Source organism: Eudoraea sp. (assembly GCF_049669105.1).
In the GTDB taxonomy this organism is placed as follows: Bacteria; Bacteroidota; Bacteroidia; order Flavobacteriales; family Flavobacteriaceae; genus Eudoraea.
The window spans coordinates 1-23,078 of the sequence record NZ_JBATKE010000142.1 but is presented as its reverse complement, the minus strand read 5'-3'; the positions used below and the strand labels follow the sequence as shown (position 1 = coordinate 23,078).

At 37.0% G+C, this 23,078-nt stretch carries 21 protein-coding genes and 1 tRNA gene; 14 read left to right on the top strand and 8 right to left on the bottom strand.

Annotated features, from left to right (window positions below):
- Nucleotides 1-19: 19 nt before the first annotated feature.
- From WBM60_RS11795 to WBM60_RS11785, 3 genes are all read left to right on the top strand, one after another.
- Entirely contained in the window at nt 20-772 is a 753-nt protein-coding gene (locus tag WBM60_RS11795; RefSeq protein WP_424262309.1) for a DUF6090 family protein, read from the top strand.
- A gap of 160 nt (nt 773-932) precedes the next feature.
- The gene (locus WBM60_RS11790; RefSeq protein ID WP_424262311.1) at nt 933-1,133 is read left to right on the top strand and encodes a hypothetical protein; all 201 of its coding nucleotides are present in this window, start codon (nt 933-935) and stop codon (nt 1,131-1,133) included.
- Between the two features lie 304 nt (nt 1,134-1,437).
- On the top strand, nt 1,438-1,731 hold the full coding sequence (locus tag WBM60_RS11785) for a Bor family protein (RefSeq protein ID WP_424262313.1): 294 nt from the start codon (nt 1,438-1,440) through the stop codon (nt 1,729-1,731).
- An 820-nt stretch (nt 1,732-2,551) separates the two neighbouring features.
- On the opposite strand, the gene WBM60_RS11780 is transcribed toward WBM60_RS11785, so the two are convergent.
- A tRNA-Arg gene (locus WBM60_RS11780) sits at nt 2,552-2,625 on the bottom strand.
- A gap of 77 nt (nt 2,626-2,702) precedes the next feature.
- On the opposite strand from WBM60_RS11780, the gene WBM60_RS11775 reads away from it, so the two are divergent.
- Nucleotides 2,703-3,215, top strand: coding sequence for an adenine phosphoribosyltransferase (locus WBM60_RS11775; RefSeq protein WP_424261339.1), 513 nt, complete (start codon nt 2,703-2,705; stop codon nt 3,213-3,215).
- Here WBM60_RS11775 and WBM60_RS11770 read toward each other — a convergent pair.
- From WBM60_RS11770 to WBM60_RS11760, 3 genes are all read right to left on the bottom strand, one after another.
- Nucleotides 3,212-3,364, bottom strand: coding sequence for an SsrA-binding protein (locus WBM60_RS11770; RefSeq protein ID WP_424261337.1), 153 nt, complete (start codon nt 3,362-3,364; stop codon nt 3,212-3,214). The two genes, WBM60_RS11775 and WBM60_RS11770, sit on opposite strands and share 4 nt — an antisense overlap.
- 527 nt (nt 3,365-3,891) lie before the next feature.
- Entirely contained in the window at nt 3,892-5,574 is a 1,683-nt protein-coding gene (locus tag WBM60_RS11765) for a M56 family metallopeptidase (protein ID WP_424276627.1), read from the bottom strand.
- Nucleotides 5,575-5,934 (bottom strand): BlaI/MecI/CopY family transcriptional regulator, encoded by a 360-nt coding sequence (locus WBM60_RS11760; RefSeq protein WP_424264286.1) that lies wholly within the window; start codon nt 5,932-5,934, stop codon nt 5,575-5,577.
- Nucleotides 5,935-6,159: 225 nt separating this feature from the next.
- Here WBM60_RS11760 and WBM60_RS11755 point away from each other — a divergent pair, with 225 nt between their 5' ends.
- A complete protein-coding gene (locus WBM60_RS11755; RefSeq protein ID WP_424264288.1) occupies nt 6,160-7,098 on the top strand; it encodes a calcium/sodium antiporter in 939 nt (312 codons plus the stop codon).
- 25 nt (nt 7,099-7,123) lie between these two features.
- Complete coding sequence (locus WBM60_RS11750) at nt 7,124-8,719, top strand: carboxypeptidase-like regulatory domain-containing protein (protein ID WP_424276625.1); 1,596 nt, start codon at nt 7,124-7,126, stop codon at nt 8,717-8,719.
- A 52-nt stretch (nt 8,720-8,771) separates the two neighbouring features.
- Here the strand turns inward: WBM60_RS11750 and WBM60_RS11745 are convergent, their stop codons facing one another.
- Nucleotides 8,772-9,797: a glutamine synthetase beta-grasp domain-containing protein gene (locus WBM60_RS11745; protein ID WP_424261669.1), complete on the bottom strand. Its 1,026-nt coding sequence runs from the start codon at nt 9,795-9,797 to the stop codon at nt 8,772-8,774.
- Between the two features lie 209 nt (nt 9,798-10,006).
- On the opposite strand from WBM60_RS11745, the gene WBM60_RS11740 reads away from it, so the two are divergent.
- The 6 genes from WBM60_RS11740 (at nt 10,007) to pyrF (ending at nt 17,117) form a co-directional block, all read left to right on the top strand.
- Nucleotides 10,007-12,193, top strand: coding sequence for a glutamine synthetase III (locus WBM60_RS11740; RefSeq protein ID WP_424278781.1), 2,187 nt, complete (start codon nt 10,007-10,009; stop codon nt 12,191-12,193).
- A 71-nt stretch (nt 12,194-12,264) separates the two neighbouring features.
- Nucleotides 12,265-13,443: an AIR synthase related protein gene (locus WBM60_RS11735; protein WP_424279366.1), complete on the top strand. Its 1,179-nt coding sequence runs from the start codon at nt 12,265-12,267 to the stop codon at nt 13,441-13,443.
- 97 nt (nt 13,444-13,540) lie between these two features.
- Nucleotides 13,541-13,972, top strand: coding sequence for a ubiquinol-cytochrome c reductase iron-sulfur subunit (locus WBM60_RS11730; protein ID WP_424258703.1), 432 nt, complete (start codon nt 13,541-13,543; stop codon nt 13,970-13,972).
- Between the two features lie 140 nt (nt 13,973-14,112).
- A complete protein-coding gene (locus tag WBM60_RS11725; RefSeq protein WP_424258701.1) occupies nt 14,113-15,111 on the top strand; it encodes an FAD:protein FMN transferase in 999 nt (332 codons plus the stop codon).
- Nucleotides 15,112-15,213: 102 nt separating this feature from the next.
- Nucleotides 15,214-16,290: a peptide chain release factor 1 gene (gene prfA / locus WBM60_RS11720; RefSeq protein WP_424258700.1), complete on the top strand. Its 1,077-nt coding sequence runs from the start codon at nt 15,214-15,216 to the stop codon at nt 16,288-16,290.
- A gap of 8 nt (nt 16,291-16,298) precedes the next feature.
- Complete coding sequence (gene pyrF / locus WBM60_RS11715) at nt 16,299-17,117, top strand: orotidine-5'-phosphate decarboxylase (RefSeq protein WP_424258699.1); 819 nt, start codon at nt 16,299-16,301, stop codon at nt 17,115-17,117.
- A 3-nt stretch (nt 17,118-17,120) separates the two neighbouring features.
- Here pyrF and WBM60_RS11710 read toward each other — a convergent pair whose 3' ends face one another.
- Nucleotides 17,121-17,390 carry a hypothetical protein gene (locus WBM60_RS11710; protein ID WP_424258697.1) on the bottom strand — a complete coding sequence of 90 codons (270 nt, stop codon included), beginning with the start codon at nt 17,388-17,390 and terminating at the stop codon, nt 17,121-17,123.
- A gap of 177 nt (nt 17,391-17,567) precedes the next feature.
- Here WBM60_RS11710 and WBM60_RS11705 point away from each other — a divergent pair, with 177 nt between their 5' ends.
- Entirely contained in the window at nt 17,568-18,074 is a 507-nt protein-coding gene (locus WBM60_RS11705; RefSeq protein ID WP_424258695.1) for a hypothetical protein, read from the top strand.
- 299 nt (nt 18,075-18,373) lie between these two features.
- On the opposite strand, the gene WBM60_RS11700 is transcribed toward WBM60_RS11705, so the two are convergent.
- Both WBM60_RS11700 and purU read right to left on the bottom strand, forming a co-directional pair.
- Nucleotides 18,374-19,339, bottom strand: coding sequence for a carbohydrate kinase family protein (locus tag WBM60_RS11700; protein ID WP_424276741.1), 966 nt, complete (start codon nt 19,337-19,339; stop codon nt 18,374-18,376).
- A gap of 80 nt (nt 19,340-19,419) precedes the next feature.
- Complete coding sequence (purU, locus tag WBM60_RS11695; protein WP_424258691.1) at nt 19,420-20,271, bottom strand: formyltetrahydrofolate deformylase; 852 nt, start codon at nt 20,269-20,271, stop codon at nt 19,420-19,422.
- A gap of 143 nt (nt 20,272-20,414) precedes the next feature.
- Here purU and WBM60_RS11690 point away from each other — a divergent pair.
- Nucleotides 20,415-23,078, top strand: a 2,664-nt coding sequence (locus WBM60_RS11690) for a methylmalonyl-CoA mutase family protein (RefSeq protein WP_424283118.1), incomplete at its 3' end; no start/stop codon positions are given.

The following is a 23,078-nucleotide window of genomic DNA, read 5'->3' as shown; positions in this document are numbered from 1 at the left end:
AACCAACCACTTCCTTACCATGATCAACTTTTATAGAAAAATACGGAAGAAACTCGCAAACGATAACAAGCCTTTAAAATACATGAGGTATGCCGTTGGTGAGATTGTCCTCGTAATAATTGGCATTTTGATTGCACTGCAAATAAATAATTGGAATGAGATAGAAAAGTCCAAGTCAGAAAGTAATAGGCTACTTATTGTTCTCAAACTAGACCTTGAAAAGGATATACAAAATTTTAAATCTTTACAAACAGAATACAATGATTGGCTCTTACAAATCAAAAATATATTGGATACCGTTTTAGATGGTAACACAAAAAAAATTACTCGATATGATCAACTTATGGCAGGAAGACTTTCAATGAACTATTTAAGTGTAAATAAAATAGCCTTCTTGGATATGTTTAACTCTGGAAGAAAATTAGAATTTGATAACCAAGAAATTGTTCGAGATATAAAAGATTATTTCCAATACGCTGACAATCAATTAATAAAACTAAATTCTGACAATGAGGAATTTTATCGTTTACTAATGTCGTATTACGGTATACGAGGGATTAATACTTTAAATAGGGTAATTGAAAAACGAAATTTAGAATATATAGATTGGTCTTGGCTAACCAACCCGCGTTCAATAGAATACATCAATCTTGAGACAGTAATGCTGCTCTATCAATTAGTAGTCGAAGTGAACTTGAGTGTAATTCAAGAATTGGAAAAAAAATCAAACTTGCTTATTGATAAAATTGAAAAAGAATTAGAAGGAAAATAACGAAAGGCTAAAATGTCAATTACCACCTATCTCCTAGTCTCCATCCTATGTTAAAAAAGACCAACCACTACTACTAATTTTGTTGCCCCTACAGCGCGGTGTTTTTACAATTATTGCAATCCTGCAAATTAGTTGCCCTCAACATAATTAATTTAGGCTAATGACTTTCTACGAATACAAAATGCTTTCCAATGATGTGCAATACGACACAGTATGTGCCAAAGGCAAGTTCCTGGATACTTTTTTAGATGATAATACGAAGTATGTCCTTTATGCCTTAGATATGTTCTTTGTTGAAATAAAATGGGATATTAAAAAAATGAGATCACAGGCAAAGGACAGTTTAACCCAGGAGATTTGATATAAAAAAACTCCTTAAAAAATCATAAATCAGATCATAGTATAAATCCATCTAATCCAATTATAATTATCCTTTTAAAGCATTGATTTCTATACAAAACCTCCTTTTAACCTTGATATTAATCAAAATTGATCTATCATTGCATCTTTTTATCAATTACCTATTAAGAATAAATAATGAATGTTATTTATTCAAAGGTAAGTTGCGTCCAACCTTGTTATTCTAAACAGTACTAAAAATTAAAGGTCGGAATATGCCGAAGAGACCATATAAAACGAAGTAGGCATCATAAAATTATAAAATAATGAAGCGATTTTTAAGTGTTTTGGTAATTTCAACAACTTTATCCATAATGATGAGTTCTTGTTACTCTCATAAGTATGTTGTTGGAAATGGGCCTCAAACAGGGGTAAATGTCACGGAAAAGAACAATTTCTTTCTTTTTGGTTTAGTTCCGGGGAAAGTTTCAGAACCACAGAAGATGGCCGGTGATACCAAAGATTTTGAGGTAACAGAAGTTCATACCTTTGTTGATGGCCTTTTAGGCACTATTACATTTGGTATTTATACCCCAACTACCACTAAAGTGCAAAAGTAAAAGTTATTTAGTCGTTGAATTACAAATCCTTATAAGATCTCGTTGTTCAACGACTAATTTTATGTTTTAAATAAAATGAGCTCTATGTCTGGTCTAAATAGAGTATAAAACCATTTAGGATTGAGAAGGAACTTGAAAAATGGGATGAGATACTAGGCATAGGACAGTTTAAAGAAGGAGACAGCCTGGATAAGTATAGCAATATTCCTAAGGAGATTTGAATATTTTTAAACTTATGGACTAAATAGGTCTTATTATTAAAGCATAACGTAACTATTTATTTAGTAATTAGTTACGTTATACTTTAGTGACCTCGAGAAGGGCTGTCGGGTGCGTTGGCATCCTGCCCCACAGGATTATGCTCCGCCAGTTGTCGGATCATGATCCTGACAAAGCTCCGCTTTGAAAACCACAAAAGGAAACCCCTCGCTTTATTTCAAAAAAGAAGCGAGTTCCTTTTTGAAACTCGCTTGCATTTCCACTTTTTTGTGGTTTATTCGTGACCTCAACAGGGGACTGAACGGTAGTCAAAGGTCTGGTAGACCTTTGATAGTGAAGGGCCACCTTGCTCTGCCATAGCGGCTACGCGAAGGCGTGGCGGGTGCGTTGGCATCCTGCCTCACAGGATTATACTCCGCCAGTTGGCGGATCATGATCCTGACAAAGCTCCGCTTTGAAAAGATTGCAGGATTGGCTAACGCCTTTCCTGACAAAGCTCCGCTTTGAAAACCACAAAAGGAAACCCTTCGCTTTACTTCAAAAAAGAAGCGAGCTCCTTTTTGAAACTCGCTTGCATTTCCACTTTTTTGTGGTTTATTCGTGACCTCGACAGGATTCAAACCTGTAATCTCTTGAGCCGTAATCAAGTGCATTATTCAGTTATGCTACGAGGCCTTATTATTATGTTCCCCAACGGGGCTGCAAATATATTTCTTTTTACATTTAGGGCAAAATTACTAGCTATCAAATAAATGGATTTTAAAAATTACATCAGAGATATTCATGATTTCCCCGAAAAGGGGGTGACCTTTAAGGATATTACCCCCCTTTTAAAAGATGCAGATGCCCTGCAGGCTGCAGCAGCAGCCATGCTAAAAATGATTGGTGATGTGAAAGTAGATAAGGTTGTTGGAATGGAAAGCAGGGGTTTTTTCTTTGCTCCCATACTGGCATCACGATTAAATGCCGGATTTGTTCCTGTTCGAAAAATGGGTAAATTACCGTCGGATAAGATCAGCAGAACCTATTCACTGGAATATGGGAAAGATACTCTGGAAATGCATGCAGATAGCATTCAGCCCGGCGAAAACGTAATTATACATGATGATGTTTTAGCCACCGGGGGGACTGCAAAGGCCACTTGTGAATTGGTGGAAGCATTAGGTGGAAAAGTAATTCAATGTAATTTTTTGCTGCAGTTACTGAACCTTAAAGGTGCGGCTAAATTAGATGGTTACCAGATTAAATCATTGGTAAATTATTAATCCAGCGCATTGGTAGTAACAAAGTAACGCCAGCCAATAATTGCCATTTGGTACTTGGAGGCTTTGGAAAGGTCTAATCTCTTTTTAGTAAAGGAAGGTAATATTAGCTTATTAATCTTGGCAAGAAGCTTAAAGAGTCCTTTTTTCATGTATGGCTTTTTGCAAATATACTATCTTATACAGAATGTAAAGGAAAGGCAAAGGGAGCTTATTTTTAATAAGTACGTCCTAATAAGCTATTAGGTTATTATTAGTATCAGAGATACCAAAACAAAAATAATTATCTTGGCAATAGTGATCATAACTTGCTATTTTAAAAGGTTAAAAAAATCTTTTTGATTAAATATTAATCGAAGATATTACAAACCCATCCACCTCTCCAAGGAAATCAACAATAATTAATGCGATTGAATGCAGTATTGTAAGTAAAATAATGGAATGTATTATAAATTGGTTGTTGTTGCCTTGCTCAAAGTTTTATTTTGTAATAAAAATATATTCAAATAGTGTATAAATGTAACATTTATAGGGGGTATTTTCCATGTTTTTTGAAATGTAAGGGGTTTTTATAGGTAAAAAACACCTTTTTTGGCTATTCCGTTGTGGAATAAAAAAATACCGGCAGAAATGTGACCGGTATTTTAAGCATATATGAAATTTAGGTACTTTCAGTAGTCTAGTTCTCCTTTTTGGTTTTAATTTCTATTACGCCATCTTTTGCTTTATTCCCATACCGTTCAACAGCCTTATCGCCTTTATAGACATTTATGGTTTCAATTTTTTCCGGAGATAGTGACTTAACATCTTCTTTGCTGCCTTCTTTGCCATCAATAATATAGAGTTGATCTTTATCATCATCTGTATCAATAAAAAAGAATCCGTTACCTTTTTTACTTATTACTTCAATATCATCTTCATCATCCGTATCCTTTATTATAAATACTTTGGTTTGTCCACCAGTTGAGATCTTTTTCTCTATCCGTACATGCTTTCCGTGCATCTCGTCTTCTTCCTCCATTTCCTCAAAGGCTTCGCGAGAAACCTCTTTGCCATTTACAATAATTATTTCCTTGCCATCATCTATTTTTATTTCAACATGCTTGTGCTCCGCATCGTCACTAAACACCCAGGTATTAACATCAGTTTCCTTATGGATAACCTTGTGTTTTGACTTAGTATCACCCATAAAAAAGGAGTTGTTATCTTCATCATAAACAATGGTAATGGGATCAATGGGTTTTCCATCATTTTCGAATGAAGAGGAACCCCTGAATTTTTTTCCGTCTTTGCTATCAGATCGCATGTCAATTTCTAGTTCTATAATCTCTTTATTCTCATTGTGTACAACGGTGTAGGAGAAATCTATACCCTTGGCGGAAAGCTCTTTTTTAAGGTCCTCCAGTTCTTCATTTGAGGTATCCTTATTTATTAAGATCTTAATGGTTTTTGGACTTTCTGCAGATATTAGGGCAGAACTGGTATCAGCTTTTGTCTGTGGCACGTAGATCGTACGCGTGTTAAAACTTAAGAGAAAAACGGCCAAAGCAGGCAGGATTAACGCCATTTTAAGTACGTTTCTTTTGTGTGATTTTGATTTGTGTAACATGATTATTCGTTTTTTGATTAATGAACTGTAAAAATTATTGGTGATTGGTGTAAAAAATTGATTTCCGGATACTTTAAGCAAAGCATATTTATATGCCCTGCCCGATGCAACACTTTGTATTGCCGTGTCGTCTGCTAAAAACTCAAGATTTTGTTCAATATTTTTCTTGTATAGCCAACTAAAAGGATTTGCCCACATAACTATGGTAACCATATGGGCCAATAGTAAGTCGAGGGAATGTTGCTGGGAACTATGGGCGCGTTCGTGCTTTAAAATTGCTTCAAGTTCCAGAGCATTAAATTTGCCTGGATTGTAAAAAATATACCTGAAAAATGAAAAAGGGGCAATGTCCTTATGGGTTTCTACATAGACGTAACCCTCCTTTTTAATGATTTTATTGGAAGCTATTACTTTCCTAATGGCAAGGATTTGCAGGACAAACTTAAGTCCAAGTATAAGCATACCTATACCATAAACTGTATAAATTAAATCCAACCAATTAAATAAGGGCTGATTTAATTCAAAAGCGGCATTTACAGCAGAGGAATTAGCTGTAGTAAGAGGTATGGCTGTAATTTCCACATAATTATTAATAACGATAAAAGGGCAAGCAAAGGCAGCAATAACACCTACCAGTAAAAATTGGCGGTTGACCCGGAAAAATGTCTCCTTTTTTAGAAATACCTGGTAGACTAAATAAAATAGAATGAGTATTCCCGAGGCTTTTAAAAGATAAATCATTAATGCTTCCATCTAGTTTTCTTTTTCAATTAGTTTTATAATTTCCCTGAGCTCTTCAATGGATATCTTTTGCTCCTTTGCAAAAAAAGACACCATGCTCTTATAGGAATTGTCATAATAATCTGCAAGAGTATTAGAGATAAAGCGTTTTCTGTAATCTTCTTTGGTGACCAAAGGATAATAGCGATGTGTATTTCCAAATGCTTCATGCGAAACGTAATTTTTCTCCTCCAGGTTACGCACTATTGTTGATAAGGTATTATAGTGAGGCTTGTTTCCCTTTAATTCGGCCTTGATTTCCTTTACGAATGCCTTTTCTAATCTCCAGAGGATTTTCATTATTTCCTCTTCTTTATTGGTGAGTTTCTGCATGATGCAATTATATTTATTCAAACGTATTACTAATAATCTAGTTAAACAACTATTTTTATAGTTATTTAACTATTTTTTTGGTTTTAATGGACGTACAATACAAATCAAAGTCATCGTTAGCAGGTAAAAAATCATCTCGGATTTATTTGAAAAGGGGGTGTTAATTTAATGATACGCACGGCTTTGTTCCGGCCTCATTCTGCTATATTTGCTAAAATCTTTCTGATGTTGAATTTTTTGTTTATCGCAGTTGGTTTGACTCTATTAATATTTGGAGGCAACTGGTTACTGAAATCGGCTGTCGCTTTCTCTCTTCGACTGAACATTCCCAGGATCATTATCGGGATGACTATCGTATCCTTTGCCACCTCCACTCCGGAACTCATTGTAAGCATAAATGCGGCAATGGAAGGTTTTCCGGACCTTGCAATGGGAAATGTTATAGGATCGAATATTGCCAACCTTAGCTTAGTATTGGGCATAGTATTACTGTTCGGTCAGATTGATGTGCGAAAAGCTTTTTATATTACAGACTGGCCGGTGATGATGGCTGCTTCGCTCTTATTTTTTGGTTTTGTTTATTTTGATGGTATTCTACAGCGCTATGAAGGTGCCATTATGCTCCTTTTTCTATTTCTGTTTTTGATTTTTTTACTTCGTTTTCAAAAGTCAGCTATTGTTGATGACTTTCATGAGGATGATAAACCCTTGCCGCTGTATAAAGCGTTGCTTTTTCTGGGAATGGGAGGGGCTGCTCTATGGGGAGGTTCAGAATTTCTTATAAAAGGTGCTGTTGGATTGGCTACTTTCTATGAAGTGAGCGAGCGTATTATCGGAATTACGGTTGTTTCCGTGGGTACAAGTATCCCCGAACTTGCCGCATCACTAATTGCCATAATTAAAAAGGAAAAGTCCATATCGGTTGGAAACCTTATCGGATCCAATATTTTTAATTTATTAGCCGTGTTGGGAATAACCTCAATGATAACGCCAATAAATGTTATTGATCAGGGTCTTCTGACTAGTGATATTTGGTGGATGCTTGGGGTTTCCTTTATTATCCTTCCACTGGTATTCTTTCCAAAAGGCCTGCGGCTTGGATGGCGGGATGGAATTATTTTAATTGCCTTATATGCGCTATTTTTATATTTTACATTATTCTGAGTTATAGCCCATTGATGTAATTTTTATGAGATTAAGAACCATTCTAATCTTTTCGCTCCTTACCGTTCTTGCATGGTCCGTTGGTTGCGCTCAGCAGCCAGAATTCCTTTATGGAAAAGTCATAGATGCTGAAACTAAAGAACCTGTTTCCTTTGCAACGATCCGTATTCAGAACAAGGCAATAGGTGTAATCTCCAATGATGACGGCGGATTCGCAATACCCATGAAATTCAAAGAAATAGGTGAAATACTTGAGATTACCTCAATGGGTTTCAGGGAACAAAAGATCCTTATATCAGAATTAACTTCAGAGCAAATAAACATAATAATGCTCTTTCCCAAAGCCATAGAACTTCAGGAAGTTGAAGTTGCAGCTAAGAAAAGAAGGAAGCTTTCTGCAATTGAGATAGTCAGGAAGGCCATAACAGCAGTTCCTGCGAATTATCCTCTGTATTCTTTTGCAACAGTTGGTTATTATCGCGATTATCAAAAAAAAGAAAGTCAATATATCAATCTTAACGAAGCTATTTTAGGAGTTTTTGATGAAGGTTTTGATACGTCGGATAATGAATCCACTTCCATACGGATATATGATTACAGGGAAAACATGGATTTTCAAAGGGACACCATAGCTCAAAAGCCCTATAATTATAAAAGTGGTCTAAAGGTTATAGATAATGCGTTTTTATGGAATTATGGAGGAAATGAATTCACCATTTTGCGAATCCATGATGCCTTGCGAAATTATGACATGGATTCATACTCGTTTGTGCATAGATTAAAATATGATTTTGTTGAAAATCATAGTTTTTCGCGAGAAAAGAATACTTATTTAGCGAATGAACCTTTATATAATATTAGTTTTAGAAAGCAGGGTCCTCGACATTATGGTTATGGTACATTATATATTTCCCAAAGAGATTTCTCCATATATAAAATGGAGTATGCCGTTTATGATAGATTAAAAACAATACCTGGCAATAATGGAAATAAAAACGAGACTGAAGAACAGCTGATTTTTGAAGTTATCACAGAATATCAAAGAGTAAATAATAAAATGTTTTTAAACTATATTTCTTTTAATAATACATTTAGGTTAATGGAGCCTCCTAAATTCAAAATAGAGGAAATGTCCTTAGATTTAAACAAACTGTGTTTTGTAGTCATTTTCAACAAGGAACCTGAAAGGCGATCAGCCGTCATCACCAGGTTTTATTCTTTAAAATATAAAGGTAAAAGGATTAAATTGGAGGAGATTGAAATGGAAAAAAAACGGGCGTACCTTTATCCAAAATTTAGAACTGTTGCTGAAAGTTCATCATTCTTCAAAGAATTGAATAGTTATAGAAATAAGGATGATATGATAGATCTTAAGTTGTTTTCATTTGAGGTCAAAAGTATTATTGATGAGGAGGGTAACGAAATAAATACACCGACCTACGGTAATTTCAATCAGTTTAGGGAATTTTTTGTCCAGCAGGTAAAGCCTTATGCAACAGGACCTGAAGACAGTCTGTATATGACAAAGGATAAGCCTATTTTTGAAAATCAACCCATAGTTAAACCTGATGATTTCTCTGAATTATGGATGAATACCCCTTTAAAGACTATAGATAATTAAAAAACCGCCTTTAAGGAATTAAAGGCGGCTTTATAAATATAATTCTGAAAATTTAGTTTGCTACGGCTTCAATATTTGCTGACTTAACAGTTTTAATAATTCGGCCTGCTATTTTATACGGATCTCCGTTAGAAGCTGGTCTTCTGTCTTCCAGCCATCCTTTCCAACCTTTTTCAACGGTTATAATCGGAATTCTGATTGAAGCACCTCTGTCTGAAACGCCATAACTGAAATCCTTAATAGATGCTGTTTCGTGTAAGCCCGTAAGTCTTTCGTCATTAAAAGCACCATAAACGTCTATATGATCAGATGTCACTGGCCTGAAAGCCTCACAAATTCTTTCATATATTTCTTTAGAACCACATGTTCTTAAAGTAGTATTGGAAAAGTTTGCGTGCATTCCACTGCCATTCCAATCCCCTTTAACAGGTTTTGGATGTAATTCAATATAATAGCCATATTTTTCAGTGAGACGATTCAATAGATAACGAGCAATCCAGATCTCATCGCCCGCTTTTTTAGCGCCTTTGGCAAAACACTGAAATTCCCATTGTCCCGGAGCAACCTCCTGATTAATACCTTCTATATTAATTCCGGCAGCAATACATATATCCATATGTTCCTCTACAAAATCTCGTCCCCAGGTGTACCTTCCACCTACGGAACAGTAATATTTACCCTGTGGACCAGGAAATCCACCACGTGGAAACCCAAGAGGTAAATCCGTTTCAGTATCCATTAAAAAGTATTCCTGTTCAAATCCGAACCAGAAGTCATCATCATCATCATCAATTTGAGCACGATGATTCGATGTATGCGGTGTTCCGTCAGCATTTAACACTTCTGCCATTACTAAAAATCCATTAGCTCTTTCCGGATCTGGATAAATAGCGACCGGTTTCAACAGACAATCTGAAGAACCGCCTTCAGCCTGTTCTGTGGAACTACCGTCAAAAGACCATAATGGGCAGTCCTCTAATTTACCACTAAAATCTTCTTCAATCTTTGTTTTGCTTCTTAGTTCCTGAGTTGGTTCGTGGCCATCCAACCAAATGTATTCCAGTTTTGTCTTGCTCATAATCTTCGATGTTAATTTTTCAATTTACGATTTCCAAAAATAGAATATTTTAAATACATCTATTAAAAAATAGGGGGTATTTATCAAAAAATTCGACATAATTATTAACACCCCCAATTTTTTGAGGGGATTTTGCAATATTTTTATAATTCAGCGATTATTCTATGAATTGTTTAATTTTGCTTTAATCAATTTATAAAATCCAGTATATGTCCAGACTAAGATTCAATGCAATCAAAGAAAGTTACCAACATAAACCGTTTCCCATTACAGAAACAGGGAGGCGATCAGAATTGTTCGGAACCCATGTTTTTAATGAAGAAAGAATGCTTCAGTATCTTACGAAGGATGCTTATTTAAGTGTAAAAGGGGCTATTTTCTCAGGCTCGAAAATTGATAGAAAAATTGCCGATCAGGTCGCGGAAGCTATGAAAGCCTGGGCTATCTCTATGGGTGCAACGCACTATACCCATTGGTTTCAGCCTTTAACGGGAGCTACGGCAGAGAAGCACGATGCTTTTTTTGATCTGTTAGCAGATGGAAGAGCGGTGGAAAAATTTGGAGGTGCTCAACTTGTACAGCAAGAACCAGATGCTTCCAGTTTTCCAAGTGGAGGTATACGAAATACTTTTGAGGCCAGGGGGTACACCGCCTGGGATCCAACATCTCCGGCATTTATTTATGGAACAACTCTCTGTATCCCTACAATTTTTGTGTCCTATACCGGGGAGGCCCTCGATAATAAGGCTCCACTTTTGCGGGCCTTACATGCGGTAGATATGGCAGCTACCGCCGTGGCTAAATATTTTGATAAAAATGTCTCCAAGGTTCACGCAACACTGGGGTGGGAACAGGAGTATTTTCTAATTGATAAAGCACTGGCCAGTTCTCGCCCGGATATCGTTCTTACAGGAAGGACACTTGTCGGACATCTGGCAGCTAAAGGACAACAGCTGGATGATCATTATTTTGGAGTAATACCTTCAAGGGCGATTAATTTTATGAGGGAACTGGAAAAAGAATGCACCCGGCTGGGGATTCCTGTTAAAACCAGGCACAATGAAGTAGCACCAAATCAATTTGAACTGGCTCCGGTTTTTGAAGAAGCCAACCTGGCGGTTGATCATAATTTGCTTCTCATGGATGTTATGGAAAAAGTAGCCGACAGGCATAACTTTAAAGTTCTTTTTCATGAAAAGCCCTTTGCTGGTATTAACGGTTCCGGGAAACACAACAATTGGTCTCTGGCAACAGATACCGGAGTCAATCTCTTAAGCCCTGGTTCTACACCTATGAAAAACCTCCAATTTCTGACCTTTTTTGTGAATACAATTAAAGCCGTTGATACTTATGAGGAACTCTTGAGATCTTCAATTGCTTCTGCCAGTAATGATTACAGGCTGGGTGCAAATGAAGCTCCACCGGCAATTTTTTCAATCTTTATCGGTACGCAACTAAGTAATGTCCTGGATGAATTGGAAGGGGTTTCGAAAGGAAAGCTTTCCCCCGAAGAGAAAACAGAATTAAAACTCAATGTGGTAGGAAAGATTCCTGAGATTTTACTCGATAATACAGATAGAAATAGAACCTCGCCATTTGCCTTTACCGGTAATAAATTTGAAATGAGAGGAGTTGGCTCCAAAACCAATTGCGCAAAACCAATGACAATACTAAATGCCATTGTTGCACATCAGTTAAAGGCGTTTAAAAAGGAAGTGGATCTTTTAATTGATAAAAAGAAATTAAAAAAGGACGAGGCCGTTTTTAATGTATTAAGAGAATATATCAAGTCTTCAAAAAGAATTCGTTTCGACGGGGATGGTTATAGTGCTGATTGGGAAAAAGAAGCTAAAAAAAGGAAGTTGAGTAATAATAAAACTACGCCTTCTGCAGTTCAGGTAATGACTTCCAAAGAAAGCCTGGAGCTTTTTAATAGTCTCGAAGTAATGAGTACCGTTGAAGTTGAAGCAAGGCAGGAGGTTGAATTAGAGACTTATATTCTTCATACTCAAATTGAAGGCAGGATCTTTAATGATTTGGTTTATAGCCATATTATTCCTTCGGCTATTGAATACCAAAATAAATTAATTAAAAATGTTCTGGGCTTAAAAGAAATTTATGGAGCGGCACATAAAAAATTATCTGAAGGGCATCTCACTCTTATTGAACAAATTGCTGAGCATATGGTTGAACTAAAAAAGAATACCGATGATATGACCAATGCCAGAAAGATTGCCAACAAATTAAATGACCTGAACAAGAAGGCTTTCGCTTACTGTGATAATGTTCGTCCTTATTTTGACAAAATAAGATACCATTGCGATAAGCTGGAGCAAATAATAGATGATCAGTCCTGGCCACTCACAAAATACCGGGAACTATTGTTTATAAAATAAACCAATAATTAAAGCTCACATTTTGTGGGCTTTTTTTGTGGTTTACCCTATTTTTGCGGAAACCAAAAGCCATGGATCCGTCTACCAGCAAACGTTATGACCAAAGAGGAGTTTCTGCCTCAAAAGAAGACGTGCATAATGCCATAAAAAATATTGACAAAGGTTTATTTCCAAAGGCATTTTGCAAGATTGTAGAGGATTACCTTACCAAAGATGAAGAGTACTGTTTGGTAATGCATGCAGATGGCGCAGGCACAAAATCTTCACTCGCTTATATGTATTGGAAAGAAACAGGGGATATGTCTGTTTGGAAAGGTATTGCCCAGGATGCGCTAATCATGAACCTGGACGATCTTTTATGTGTAGGGGTAACAGATAATATTCTTTTATCCTCTACAATTGGAAGAAATAAAAACCTAATTCCGGGAGAAGTCATTTCGGCGATAATTAATGGCACTCAGGAATTAATTGAAGATTTGGCTGAACACGGGATAGTTATTTATAGTACCGGTGGAGAAACCGCAGACGTTGGAGACCTGGTACGCACTATAATTGTTGATTCTACGGTAACAGCAAGACTAAAAAGAGCTAATGTTATAGATAATGCGAATATTTGTCCGGGGGATGTAATTGTTGGTTTGGCTTCGTATGGAAAAGCAACCTATGAGTCGGAATATAATGGGGGGATGGGCAGCAATGGACTTACATCGGCAAGGCACGATGTTTTTTCAAAATATTTGAGCACGAAGTATCCGGAGAGCTATGACTCGCATGTTCCGGAGGCATTGGTGTATTCAGGAGGGGTAAAACTTACCGATTCTGTCCAGGATTCTCCGCTGGATGCCGGTAAACTTGTATTGTCTCCTACCAGAACCTACGCTCCGATCATTAAAAAAATTCTTCAGAAATACGATTCTAAAGATATTCATGGTATGGTGCATTGCAGTGGCGGGGCTCAGACCAAGATTCTTCACTTCGTAGATAACCTCCATATTGTTAAAGATTCTATGTTTGCCGTACCACCATTGTTTAAATTAATACAGGAACAATCTGGTACCGACTGGAAAGAAATGTATCAGGTCTTTAATTGTGGTCATCGCATGGAACTTTATGTGAAGGAAAGCGTTGCAAAAGACCTGATAGCCATTTCCCGCGAGTTTGAGGTAGATGCCCGGATTGTGGGCTATGTAGAGCCAAATACTTCAAAAAAGCTGACAATTAAAAGCGAATACGGAACGTTTGTCTATTAGGGTATACGAATCCCTCTTTTAAAGCGTTCTTTTTATAGTAGTTTTTAGCCCGATTCCTGGGTTGAAATTTTATATATGCATTAAAAAAATAAATGTTATGGAGAGAAAGGAATTTTTAAGAAGCCTCGGAGCGGGGGCGGCCTTTGCGCTTACTTTTTCGTGTATTAATGGTTGTTCAAATGATGATGGAGAACTGGAAACGAAACCCGTACCTACTGGTGTTGACTTTACTATAGATCTTAATTCGCAGGAAGGTTTAGGATTGCAGAATAACGGTGATTTTATTTTAAAGAATGACGTGGTAGTGGTTAAGAACCTTGAAGGTAATTTTATAGCGGCAAGTCAGATATGTAGTCATCAGCAAACAGATCAGGTGAGATTTTTGGATGATAATGGAGGGATTTTTCGTTGCTCCACCCATGGATCAGAATTTGATCAAAATGGAGCTCCTTTAAACACAATTACGAACAATCCGCTTAAAACGTTTAACACAGAACTAAACGGTAATATACTTCGGGTTTTTGAGTAGTTACGGATTAGTCACATTTTTATATTTACGTGAAAAGTTTGGCCCTAAATCTTTTCGTTTTTTCTTGTACTTTTTTTTCTAATGATAAGAATTATACAACTGTACGCCCAATATTTTCACAACTAAAAAAAACATAGTAAGTGAAGAGTTTGGTGGCATTACTTTTTGGTATTCTTACCATGACTTCAGTCTGTGGTCAGGCGAAGAAGTATGTCACTGTTAAGAGATCTGTTAGATTAATGGGCAGTCCCTTTGAACTAACGGTGGTAGCACAAAATGAAGAAATTGGATATATTAATCTGCAAGAGGCCATTGCGGAAGTCAAACGCGTAGAAAAATTGATTTCTTCCTGGGATCCTGAATCAGAGACTTCAGAAATTAATCGGAATGCCGGTTTAAAGCCTGTCAAGGTTAGCTTCGAGCTTTACAAATTAATCGAACGTTCTATTCAGATTTCTGAATTTACCAATGGCGCTTTTGATATTACTGTTGCGGCAATGGAAGTGGTCTGGAAATTTGATGGTTCAATGTCCATGTTTCCAACTCCGGAACAGATCAGTCGGGCAGTTTCCAAAGTAGGTTATAAAAAAATCATTCTGAATAGGGTTGAAAACACTGTATTTCTAAAAGAGAAAGGAATGAAGATTGGCTTTGGGGCAATTGGAAAGGGTTATGCTGCAGATAAGGTTAAGGAACTATTAGTATCCAAACAGGTTCCTGCCGGAATGATTAATGCTTCAGGAGATATATCGACCTGGGGGACAAAGGCTACTGGTGAGAAATGGTTAATAGGCGTGGATCACCCAAGAAGTAATGGCAAAATATTTACCTGGCTGCCACTAATAGAATCATCCGTGTCAATTACAGGTAATCTGGATAGGTATGTAACTTTTAACGGCAAGAAATACGCACATTATATCGATCCAAAATCCGGATATCCAACCACCGGAATAAGCAAGGTAACCATACTTGCCAAAAGTGCGGAACTTTGTGACGCTCTGGCTACTGCAGTCTATGTTTTAGGTAAGGAGAAAGGAATTTCTTTAATAAATCAGTTGGGTGATACCGAAGTAGTAATTGTGGACAGCTATAACCAGATGTTTAAAAGCAATGGGATAATTCTCGACACAGAAGAATAAATTTTCTTATTTTATTTTTATAAGAACTCTTCCTATCTTACTTATGAAGAGGGTAAAATACCTTTAAAAATTTGTAAATTCGCATTCCTAAGAGATGATTGCATGTTAGATAAATTAAATATTGTTAAACAGCGCTTTGATGAAGTATCAGACCTTATAATTCAACCTGATATAATTTCAGATCAAAAACGCTATGTAAAGCTTAATAAAGAATACAAGGATTTACGTTTGCTTATCGATAAAAGAGATCGATATATTGAGCTGACCAATAATATGAACGAAGCTGAGGAAATCATTAATGATGGCAGTGATGCAGAGATGGTTGAGATGGCAAAAATGCAATTGGATGAGGCTAAAGAGGCATTCCCCGCATTGGAGGAGGAAATAAAGTTATTATTAATTCCAAAAGATCCTGAAGATGCTAAAGATGTAGTGATGGAAATACGCGCAGGGACAGGTGGAGATGAGGCCAGTATTTTCGCAGGAGACCTTTACCGAATGTATTCCAAGTATTGCGAGTCTAAAGGTTGGAGAACGAATATTATTGATTTGAGTGAAGGTACCAGTGGAGGTTATAAAGAAATTCAATTTGAAGTTAGTGGAGATGATGTCTACGGGACACTTAAATTTGAAGCGGGAGTCCATCGTGTACAACGGGTACCTCAGACAGAAACACAGGGCCGTGTTCACACCAGTGCCGCAACAGTGATGGTCTTACCTGAGGCCGAAGATTTTGATGTTCAAATAGACCCTAAGGATGTGCGTATAGATTTCTTCTGTTCATCAGGTCCGGGAGGACAATCCGTTAACACAACCTACTCTGCGGTTAGATTAACACATATTCCCACGGGTTTGGTGGCTCAGTGTCAGGATGAAAAATCGCAACATAAGAATAAGGATAAAGCCTTTAAAGTTTTGCGATCCCGACTTTACGATATGGAACTGGCTAAAAGACAAGAGGAGGACGCGGCAAAACGGAATTCACAGGTTAGTAGCGGAGATCGTTCCGCTAAGATTCGCACGTACAATTATCCGCAGGGAAGGGTTACAGATCATAGGATAGGCCTCACGCTTTACGATCTTCAGAATATAATCAACGGAGATATTCAAAAGATTATTGACGAGTTGATGTTGGTTGATAATACCGAAAAACTAAAAGAAGCCTCAGAGATTTTTTAGAATTCAGGATGAAAATTGAACACTTAGTTGAGCAAATCCACAAAAAAGAATCCTTTCTCTGTATAGGTCTGGATACCGACCTGGAAAGAATACCAGCGTATCTCCTGAATGAAGAATCGCCAATATTTTCATTTAATAAGGCTATTATTGATGCTACCCATCACCTTTGTGTCGCCTATAAACCAAATATTGCTTTTTACGAGGCTTATGGTTCAGTGGGTTGGGAAGCCCTGGGTAAAACTATTGAATACCTCAATGAATATTACCCTGAACTTTTTACTATTGCGGATGCAAAACGAGGCGATATCGGGAATACCTCATATCGATACGCAAAAGCTTTTTTTGAAGATTTGAATTTTGACTCTATTACCGTTGCCCCCTATATGGGTAGAGATTCTGTTGAGCCATTTTTATCGTTTGAGAATAAGCATACTATTCTCCTGGCACTGACCTCAAATGAGGGAGCCTTTGATTTTCAAACAAAAAAAATTGGGGAAAAGACGCTGTATGAACAAGTTCTGGAAACATCAAGGTCATACAAAAATGCTCAAAACCTAATGTATGTAGTTGGAGCTACAAAGGCGAGTCATTTAGTTGAAATCCGAAGAATAATTCCAGATAGTTTTCTTTTAGTGCCCGGGGTAGGAGCACAGGGTGGAAGCCTGGAAGAAGTGTGTAAATATGGTTTGAATAAAAATGTTGGGTTATTGGTTAATTCTTCAAGAGGTATTATCTACGCATCAGCCGAAAAGGATTTTGCAATTATGGCTGCACAAAAAGCTGCAAAATTACAGAATAAAATGGCAAAGGAACTCAGAAAGAATTAAGTATTACTGCACAAAATTCTCCAATAGTTTTTTAAGCTTTCGTGCCTTTAGTTCAAAAAATGCGGCAAGCTTATCATCCGTAGTTTTAAAGTCTGATGCCTTGCTTAAAAAATTCTGATATTGAAATTCTATTAGGGCTAAGGCCTTTTGTCCGCTTGTTATTGGAGTAATAGCTCCAACTTTACAATATTGATTATCCATGGTCACATTCTTTGTTCTTACAAATATACGACCAAAAGGAAGGTTTGGATGTTCGGTAGTGCGTGTATTCACCTAAAAATCAGGTGATTTGTCTAATTTTTAACTAATTTGTTGAATATATACCCAATATGCCTTCAAAAAGATAAGAATAGGCAGGTAATTTGGTTTAGTCATAAATGCCAAAAACGAATCACAAATAAGACCTTATTTAATTCACTATAGCAAACAATCCATACTCAATTTTTAAACATGAAATATTCAATATTAATAGTCATTTTTCTTACAGCGGGGTTTGGCAGCTTGGCACAATCTTCAGAGTGTAATTGTTGTTCCGAAAACCATGACGATTTCGATTTTTGGGAAGGCAAGTGGGAAGTTACCAATAAAGATGGAACCTTTGCGGGTAAGAATACAATAGTAAAAATGCAGGACGGCTGCGTGCTAACGGAAAATTGGATTGGAGCCAAAGGACAATACACGGGTACCAGTTTAAATTTTTATAACGATAAAACGGGGCAGTGGGAGCAACTTTGGGTTGATAATTCCGGTAGTCATTTAAAACTTACAGGAAATAGAATAGAGAATCAAATGATAATGAAATCTTTACCTTTTGAGCATAAGGATGGCAAGAAATATGTCAATAAAATTACCTGGACCTTAAATAAAGATGGAACAGTAAGACAACTCTGGGAAATCATGGATAATGGTACGGCTGTAAATGTTGCTTTTGACGGATTGTATAAGAAATTAGATTAATCAATCTATTAAGGCTCTTTTGGAATAAAAAAACCGGTGCTTCCACCGGTTTAAACTAACTAACTCAAAAAATACTAACTCAAAAAATTCGTTCAAGGATATCTGCTTTATAAGTTAACAGAACTACAAAAGTTTGGAAATTGTAGTGATTCACCTTCAAAAATTTAACGTTAATATTTCCTGTTTATTGCAAGGATTTTAAGAAAAATTCAACTAATACTCAAAATTAAACCCAATTCATTGCAAAAGCAGATGATAATTGGATGAATTGTTCCTTGTTAAGGATGCCAGGCAGCTATTCAATAATGATCTGAAATTAATTTGTTGGTTTCTGTCTTGTTTTTAAAAACCTCAAAAGTCTTCCCTTGTGTCCGCAAGGCACCAAGGGTATTTGCATATTGCGCGGCTTTAATAGGGTCTTTGTACAAAGAAAACCCATAAGCCAAACCTCCTGCAAAAGAATCTCCGCATCCTGTAGTATCTATAACATCTTTCATAAAAACAGATTTTATAAATTTTTTCACAGTAGTGTTATCTTCCCGGTAATACACAACGCAACCTCTTGAATCTAGGGTAACATAAAAATATGTGACCCCTTTAGACAGCACGTGTTCTGCCATTGCATCTAAATGATCGGTTTTGTCCTCTTCATAACTCGTCATTTCCTCATATTCGTATTCGTTTTTAAACCAACATGCCTGAGATTCTTCAAGATTCATTTTAAGAACATCAATATAGGGAAGCCATTCATCCATATCCACCCAGAACTTTCGGTACCGATCTCCGGTCATGCTCATTGTGGTAGTTGGCCCATGAGCATCAAAGATTATCAATCCTTTTTTATGCTTTTTAATATACCTCAGGGTGCTAAGTGAAATCTCAAAGTCTGTAATGGGAACAAAAACATAGGCATCAATATCATCCAAATCTGAGATATCTTCAGGCAAAATGGGTTTCATACAAGCCGTTTGCTTCTCCAATCGATTATTTTGATCCAAAAACCTCAGTTCTATAACAGTTCCTTTATCTTCCTTATTTCCAATATGGGTAGTTTCAATATTTGAATAAGGTTCAAAGACTTCCAAAATAGGATCAAAATCTATTTGATGAACATGAGTGATTGGAATAACACTTCCTTCCTCACCCAATAGTTTGGATAAAGCAATTACCGGGTGGGTCACACAACCGTATTTCTGTATTACCTCGTCCTGGTGTGTATAAATAGTATCTCTTGGTATTGGCCCTAAAACCGCTATTTTAACCATAAGCCTGAATCTTTGTAAAATATTATTCTGTTAATATACTAAATAATTTGCGGTGTAAAAAGGGCTGCTTCCCAATGATTTTATGAGAAAATAACAGTTTTATTATTGTATACCATGGTTTTTCTGTTTACATGAAGTTGAACGGCTCTGGAAAGTACAATTTTTTCCAGATCCCGTCCTTTGGCAATAAAATCTTTCACCCGATGTGAGTGAGATACCATGGTGACATCTTGCTCAATTATGGGTCCTGCATCCAGAGCTTCGGTAACATAATGGCTTGTTGCTCCAATGATTTTCACACCGCGTTCAAACGCAGCATGATAAGGTTTAGCTCCGGCAAACGCAGGAAGAAAGGAATGGTGTATGTTGATTATTTTATTTGGAAAATGGTCTATAATTTTACTGCTTAATATTTGCATATATCGGGCCAGTACTATGAAATCTGTCTTATGCGATTTTAAAAGTTCTAACTGTTCCTTCTCGGCCGCAGCTTTGGATTCTTTGGTTACAGGGACAAAGTAGAAAGGAATTTCAAATTGTTCAGCAATATGTTTAGCATCTGCGTGATTACTTAAGACGAAAGGGATCTCCACTTCTAATTCACCCGATTTATATCTGCTGAGCAGGTCATAAAGGCAATGATTGTATTTAGAGACAAAAATGGCCATTCTTGGTTTCAGGTTTCCAGGATGTATGCTCCATTTCATCTCATATGGAAGAGCCAATTTCATCTCGAACTCCTCTTTGAATTTAGAAAATTCAATCGTTTTGTTGGAAAATTCACTTTCCAAACGCATAAAAAAAACACTGAGCTCCTCATCAACATGCTGGTCCAGATAAACGATATTTCCTCCTTTGTTGTGGATAAACCCGGTTATTGCACTTATTATTCCCGATTGATCCGGACAGTGGATAAGAATTGTGTTTCTCAAAATGATATATTTAAGCCTATAAAATTATAATATTAGGAACAGAGGCTTGGTGAAACTAATGATTTTTATAAAATTCTGATTACAAGGTAATTTTTTTTGCATTTTCCGTAAATTGCTAACCTAATGAAGCCCAAAAATTATCAATGGAACAAAATAAAGTCTATAAACCAAAAAATAAAATAAGAGTAGTTACTGCGGCTTCTCTGTTTGATGGTCATGATGCAGCCATTAACATCATGCGGCGCATTATTCAATCTACAGGAGTAGAGGTCATTCATTTAGGCCATGACAAAAGTGTTGATGAGGTTGTAAATTGCGCTATACAGGAAGATGTCAATGCCATAGCAATGACTTCTTATCAAGGTGGTCATAATGAGTATTTTAGATATATGCACGACCTTTTAAAAGACCGTGGGGCTGGTCATATTAAGATATTTGGCGGTGGCGGAGGTGTAATTCTGCCAAAGGAAATAGAGGCCTTGATGAAATATGGGATTACCAGGATTTATTCACCTGATGATGGTCGGACAATGGGATTACAGGGAATGATAAATGATCTTGTAGAAAAAAGTGATACCCCGGTTCCCGACCTAAAACTGGATAGTGGAACTACGCTGATCAAAGCATTAAAGGAAAAACAACCAAAGACTATTGCAAGGCTCATAAGTCTTGCAGAAAACAGACCTTCTGAATTTGAAAAACTCTTTTCCGGAATTCGTCAGGATAACAATAACGTCCCAGTGTTGGGAATTACAGGTACGGGAGGTTCAGGAAAATCTAGTTTAGTTGATGAGCTGGTCAGACGATTTTTAAGAGACTTTCCAGAGAAATCTATTGGTTTGATATCTGTTGATCCTTCTAAAAGAAAAACAGGAGGAGCTCTTCTTGGAGACAGGATCAGAATGAATGCAATTAATGATGATCGGGTGTATATGCGATCCCTGGCAACACGACAATCTAATTTAGCATTATCTAAATATGTGAATGAGGCTGTTGAAGTATTAAAAACAGCGGCCTTTGATCTTATTATTCTTGAAACCTCGGGGATAGGCCAATCCGACACGGAAATAATTGAACATAGTGATGTTTCGCTTTATGTTATGACTCCCGAATTTGGCGCTGCAACACAGCTTGAGAAAATTGACATGCTCGATTTTGCTGATCTCGTGGCTATAAATAAATTTGATAAAAGGGGAGCACCGGATGCGTTAAGGGATGTAAAGAAACAATATGTACGAAATCATGGTCTATGGGAAACAGATGAAGAGACCTTACCTGTATTTGGAACCATAGCTTCACAATTTAATGACCCCGGCATGAATCGTTTATATAAAGCGATTATGCAACAATTAACCGAAAAGGCAAATGCAGATCTGGTTTCGACCCTGGTAGTCAGCCAGGAAATGGATAAAAAGGTATTTGTTGTACCTCCAGCCAGGACAAGATATCTTTCAGAGATTGTGGAAAGCATTAAATCTTATGATACTAAAGTTTCACATCAGGCAGAAGTTGCCCAGCAACTGTATGGAATTTACAAAACGATAGCAGGTCTTTCCAAGACTGCACCAGAGTTGACCAGTGCCGGAATAGAAGTTTTCGGTTTGGATAGTTCCGGGGAAGGTGAAAAAGATAATTTAATTCAACTTTTATTAATTGAATTTGACCGGGTAAAACTCAATTTTGACCCTTATAACTGGGAGATTATACTCAACTGGGATGGTTTGGTAAATAGGTATAAAGACCCTGCCTATGTTTTTAAAGTTAGAGATAAAGAAATACGAATAGATACACATGTGGAGTCACTTTCAGGCCTGGCTATTCCCAAAGTGGTTTTACCAGGGTATAAAGCATGGGGTGATCTGCTTCAATGGCGATTACAGGAGAATGTACCGGGGGAATTTCCATATACTTCCGGACTTTACCCTTTTAAAAGGACGGGTGAAGATCCCACACGGATGTTTGCCGGTGAAGGAGGACCTGAACGCACAAACAGAAGGTTTCATTATGTAAGCCTGGATATGCCTGCCAAGAGATTGTCCACTGCATTCGATTCTGTGACACTCTATGGTAATGATCCTGATCACAGACCTGATATTTATGGAAAGATAGGAAATGCTGGCGTATCTGTGTGCTGTCTGGATGATGCCAAGAAGTTGTATTCCGGTTTTGACCTGAGTGATCCTATGACATCAGTTAGTATGACCATAAATGGACCTGCACCAATGCTATTGGGTTACTTCATTAATGCTGCAATTGATCAAAACTGCGAGAAATATATCCATCAAAATGGCCTTGAAAAGGAGGTAGAATCAAAAATCAAAACATTTTATAAAGGAGATTCAAAAAACAGGCCAAAATATCAGGGCCCTCTACCGGCGGGAAATAACGGCCTTGGTCTTTTTTTACTGGGTATAACCGGAGATAAAGTACTTGCCCCTGAAGTTTACAAAACCATTAAACAAGAGACGTTAAAAACAATACGGGGAACGGTCCAGGCAGATATCCTGAAAGAAGATCAGGCTCAGAATACCTGTATTTTTTCAACGGAATTTGCACTGAGACTTATGGGGGACGTTCAGGAATATTTTATTCTTAATGACGTAAGGAATTTTTATTCTGTATCGATTTCGGGTTACCACATTGCAGAGGCCGGTGCAAATCCTATTACACAATTAGCTTTTACCCTGTCAAATGGTTTTACCTATGTTGAATACTACCTTAGCCGGGGGATGGATATTGACAAATTTGGTCCCAACTTGTCGTTTTTCTTTTCCAATGGATTAGATCCTGAATATGCAGTAATAGGA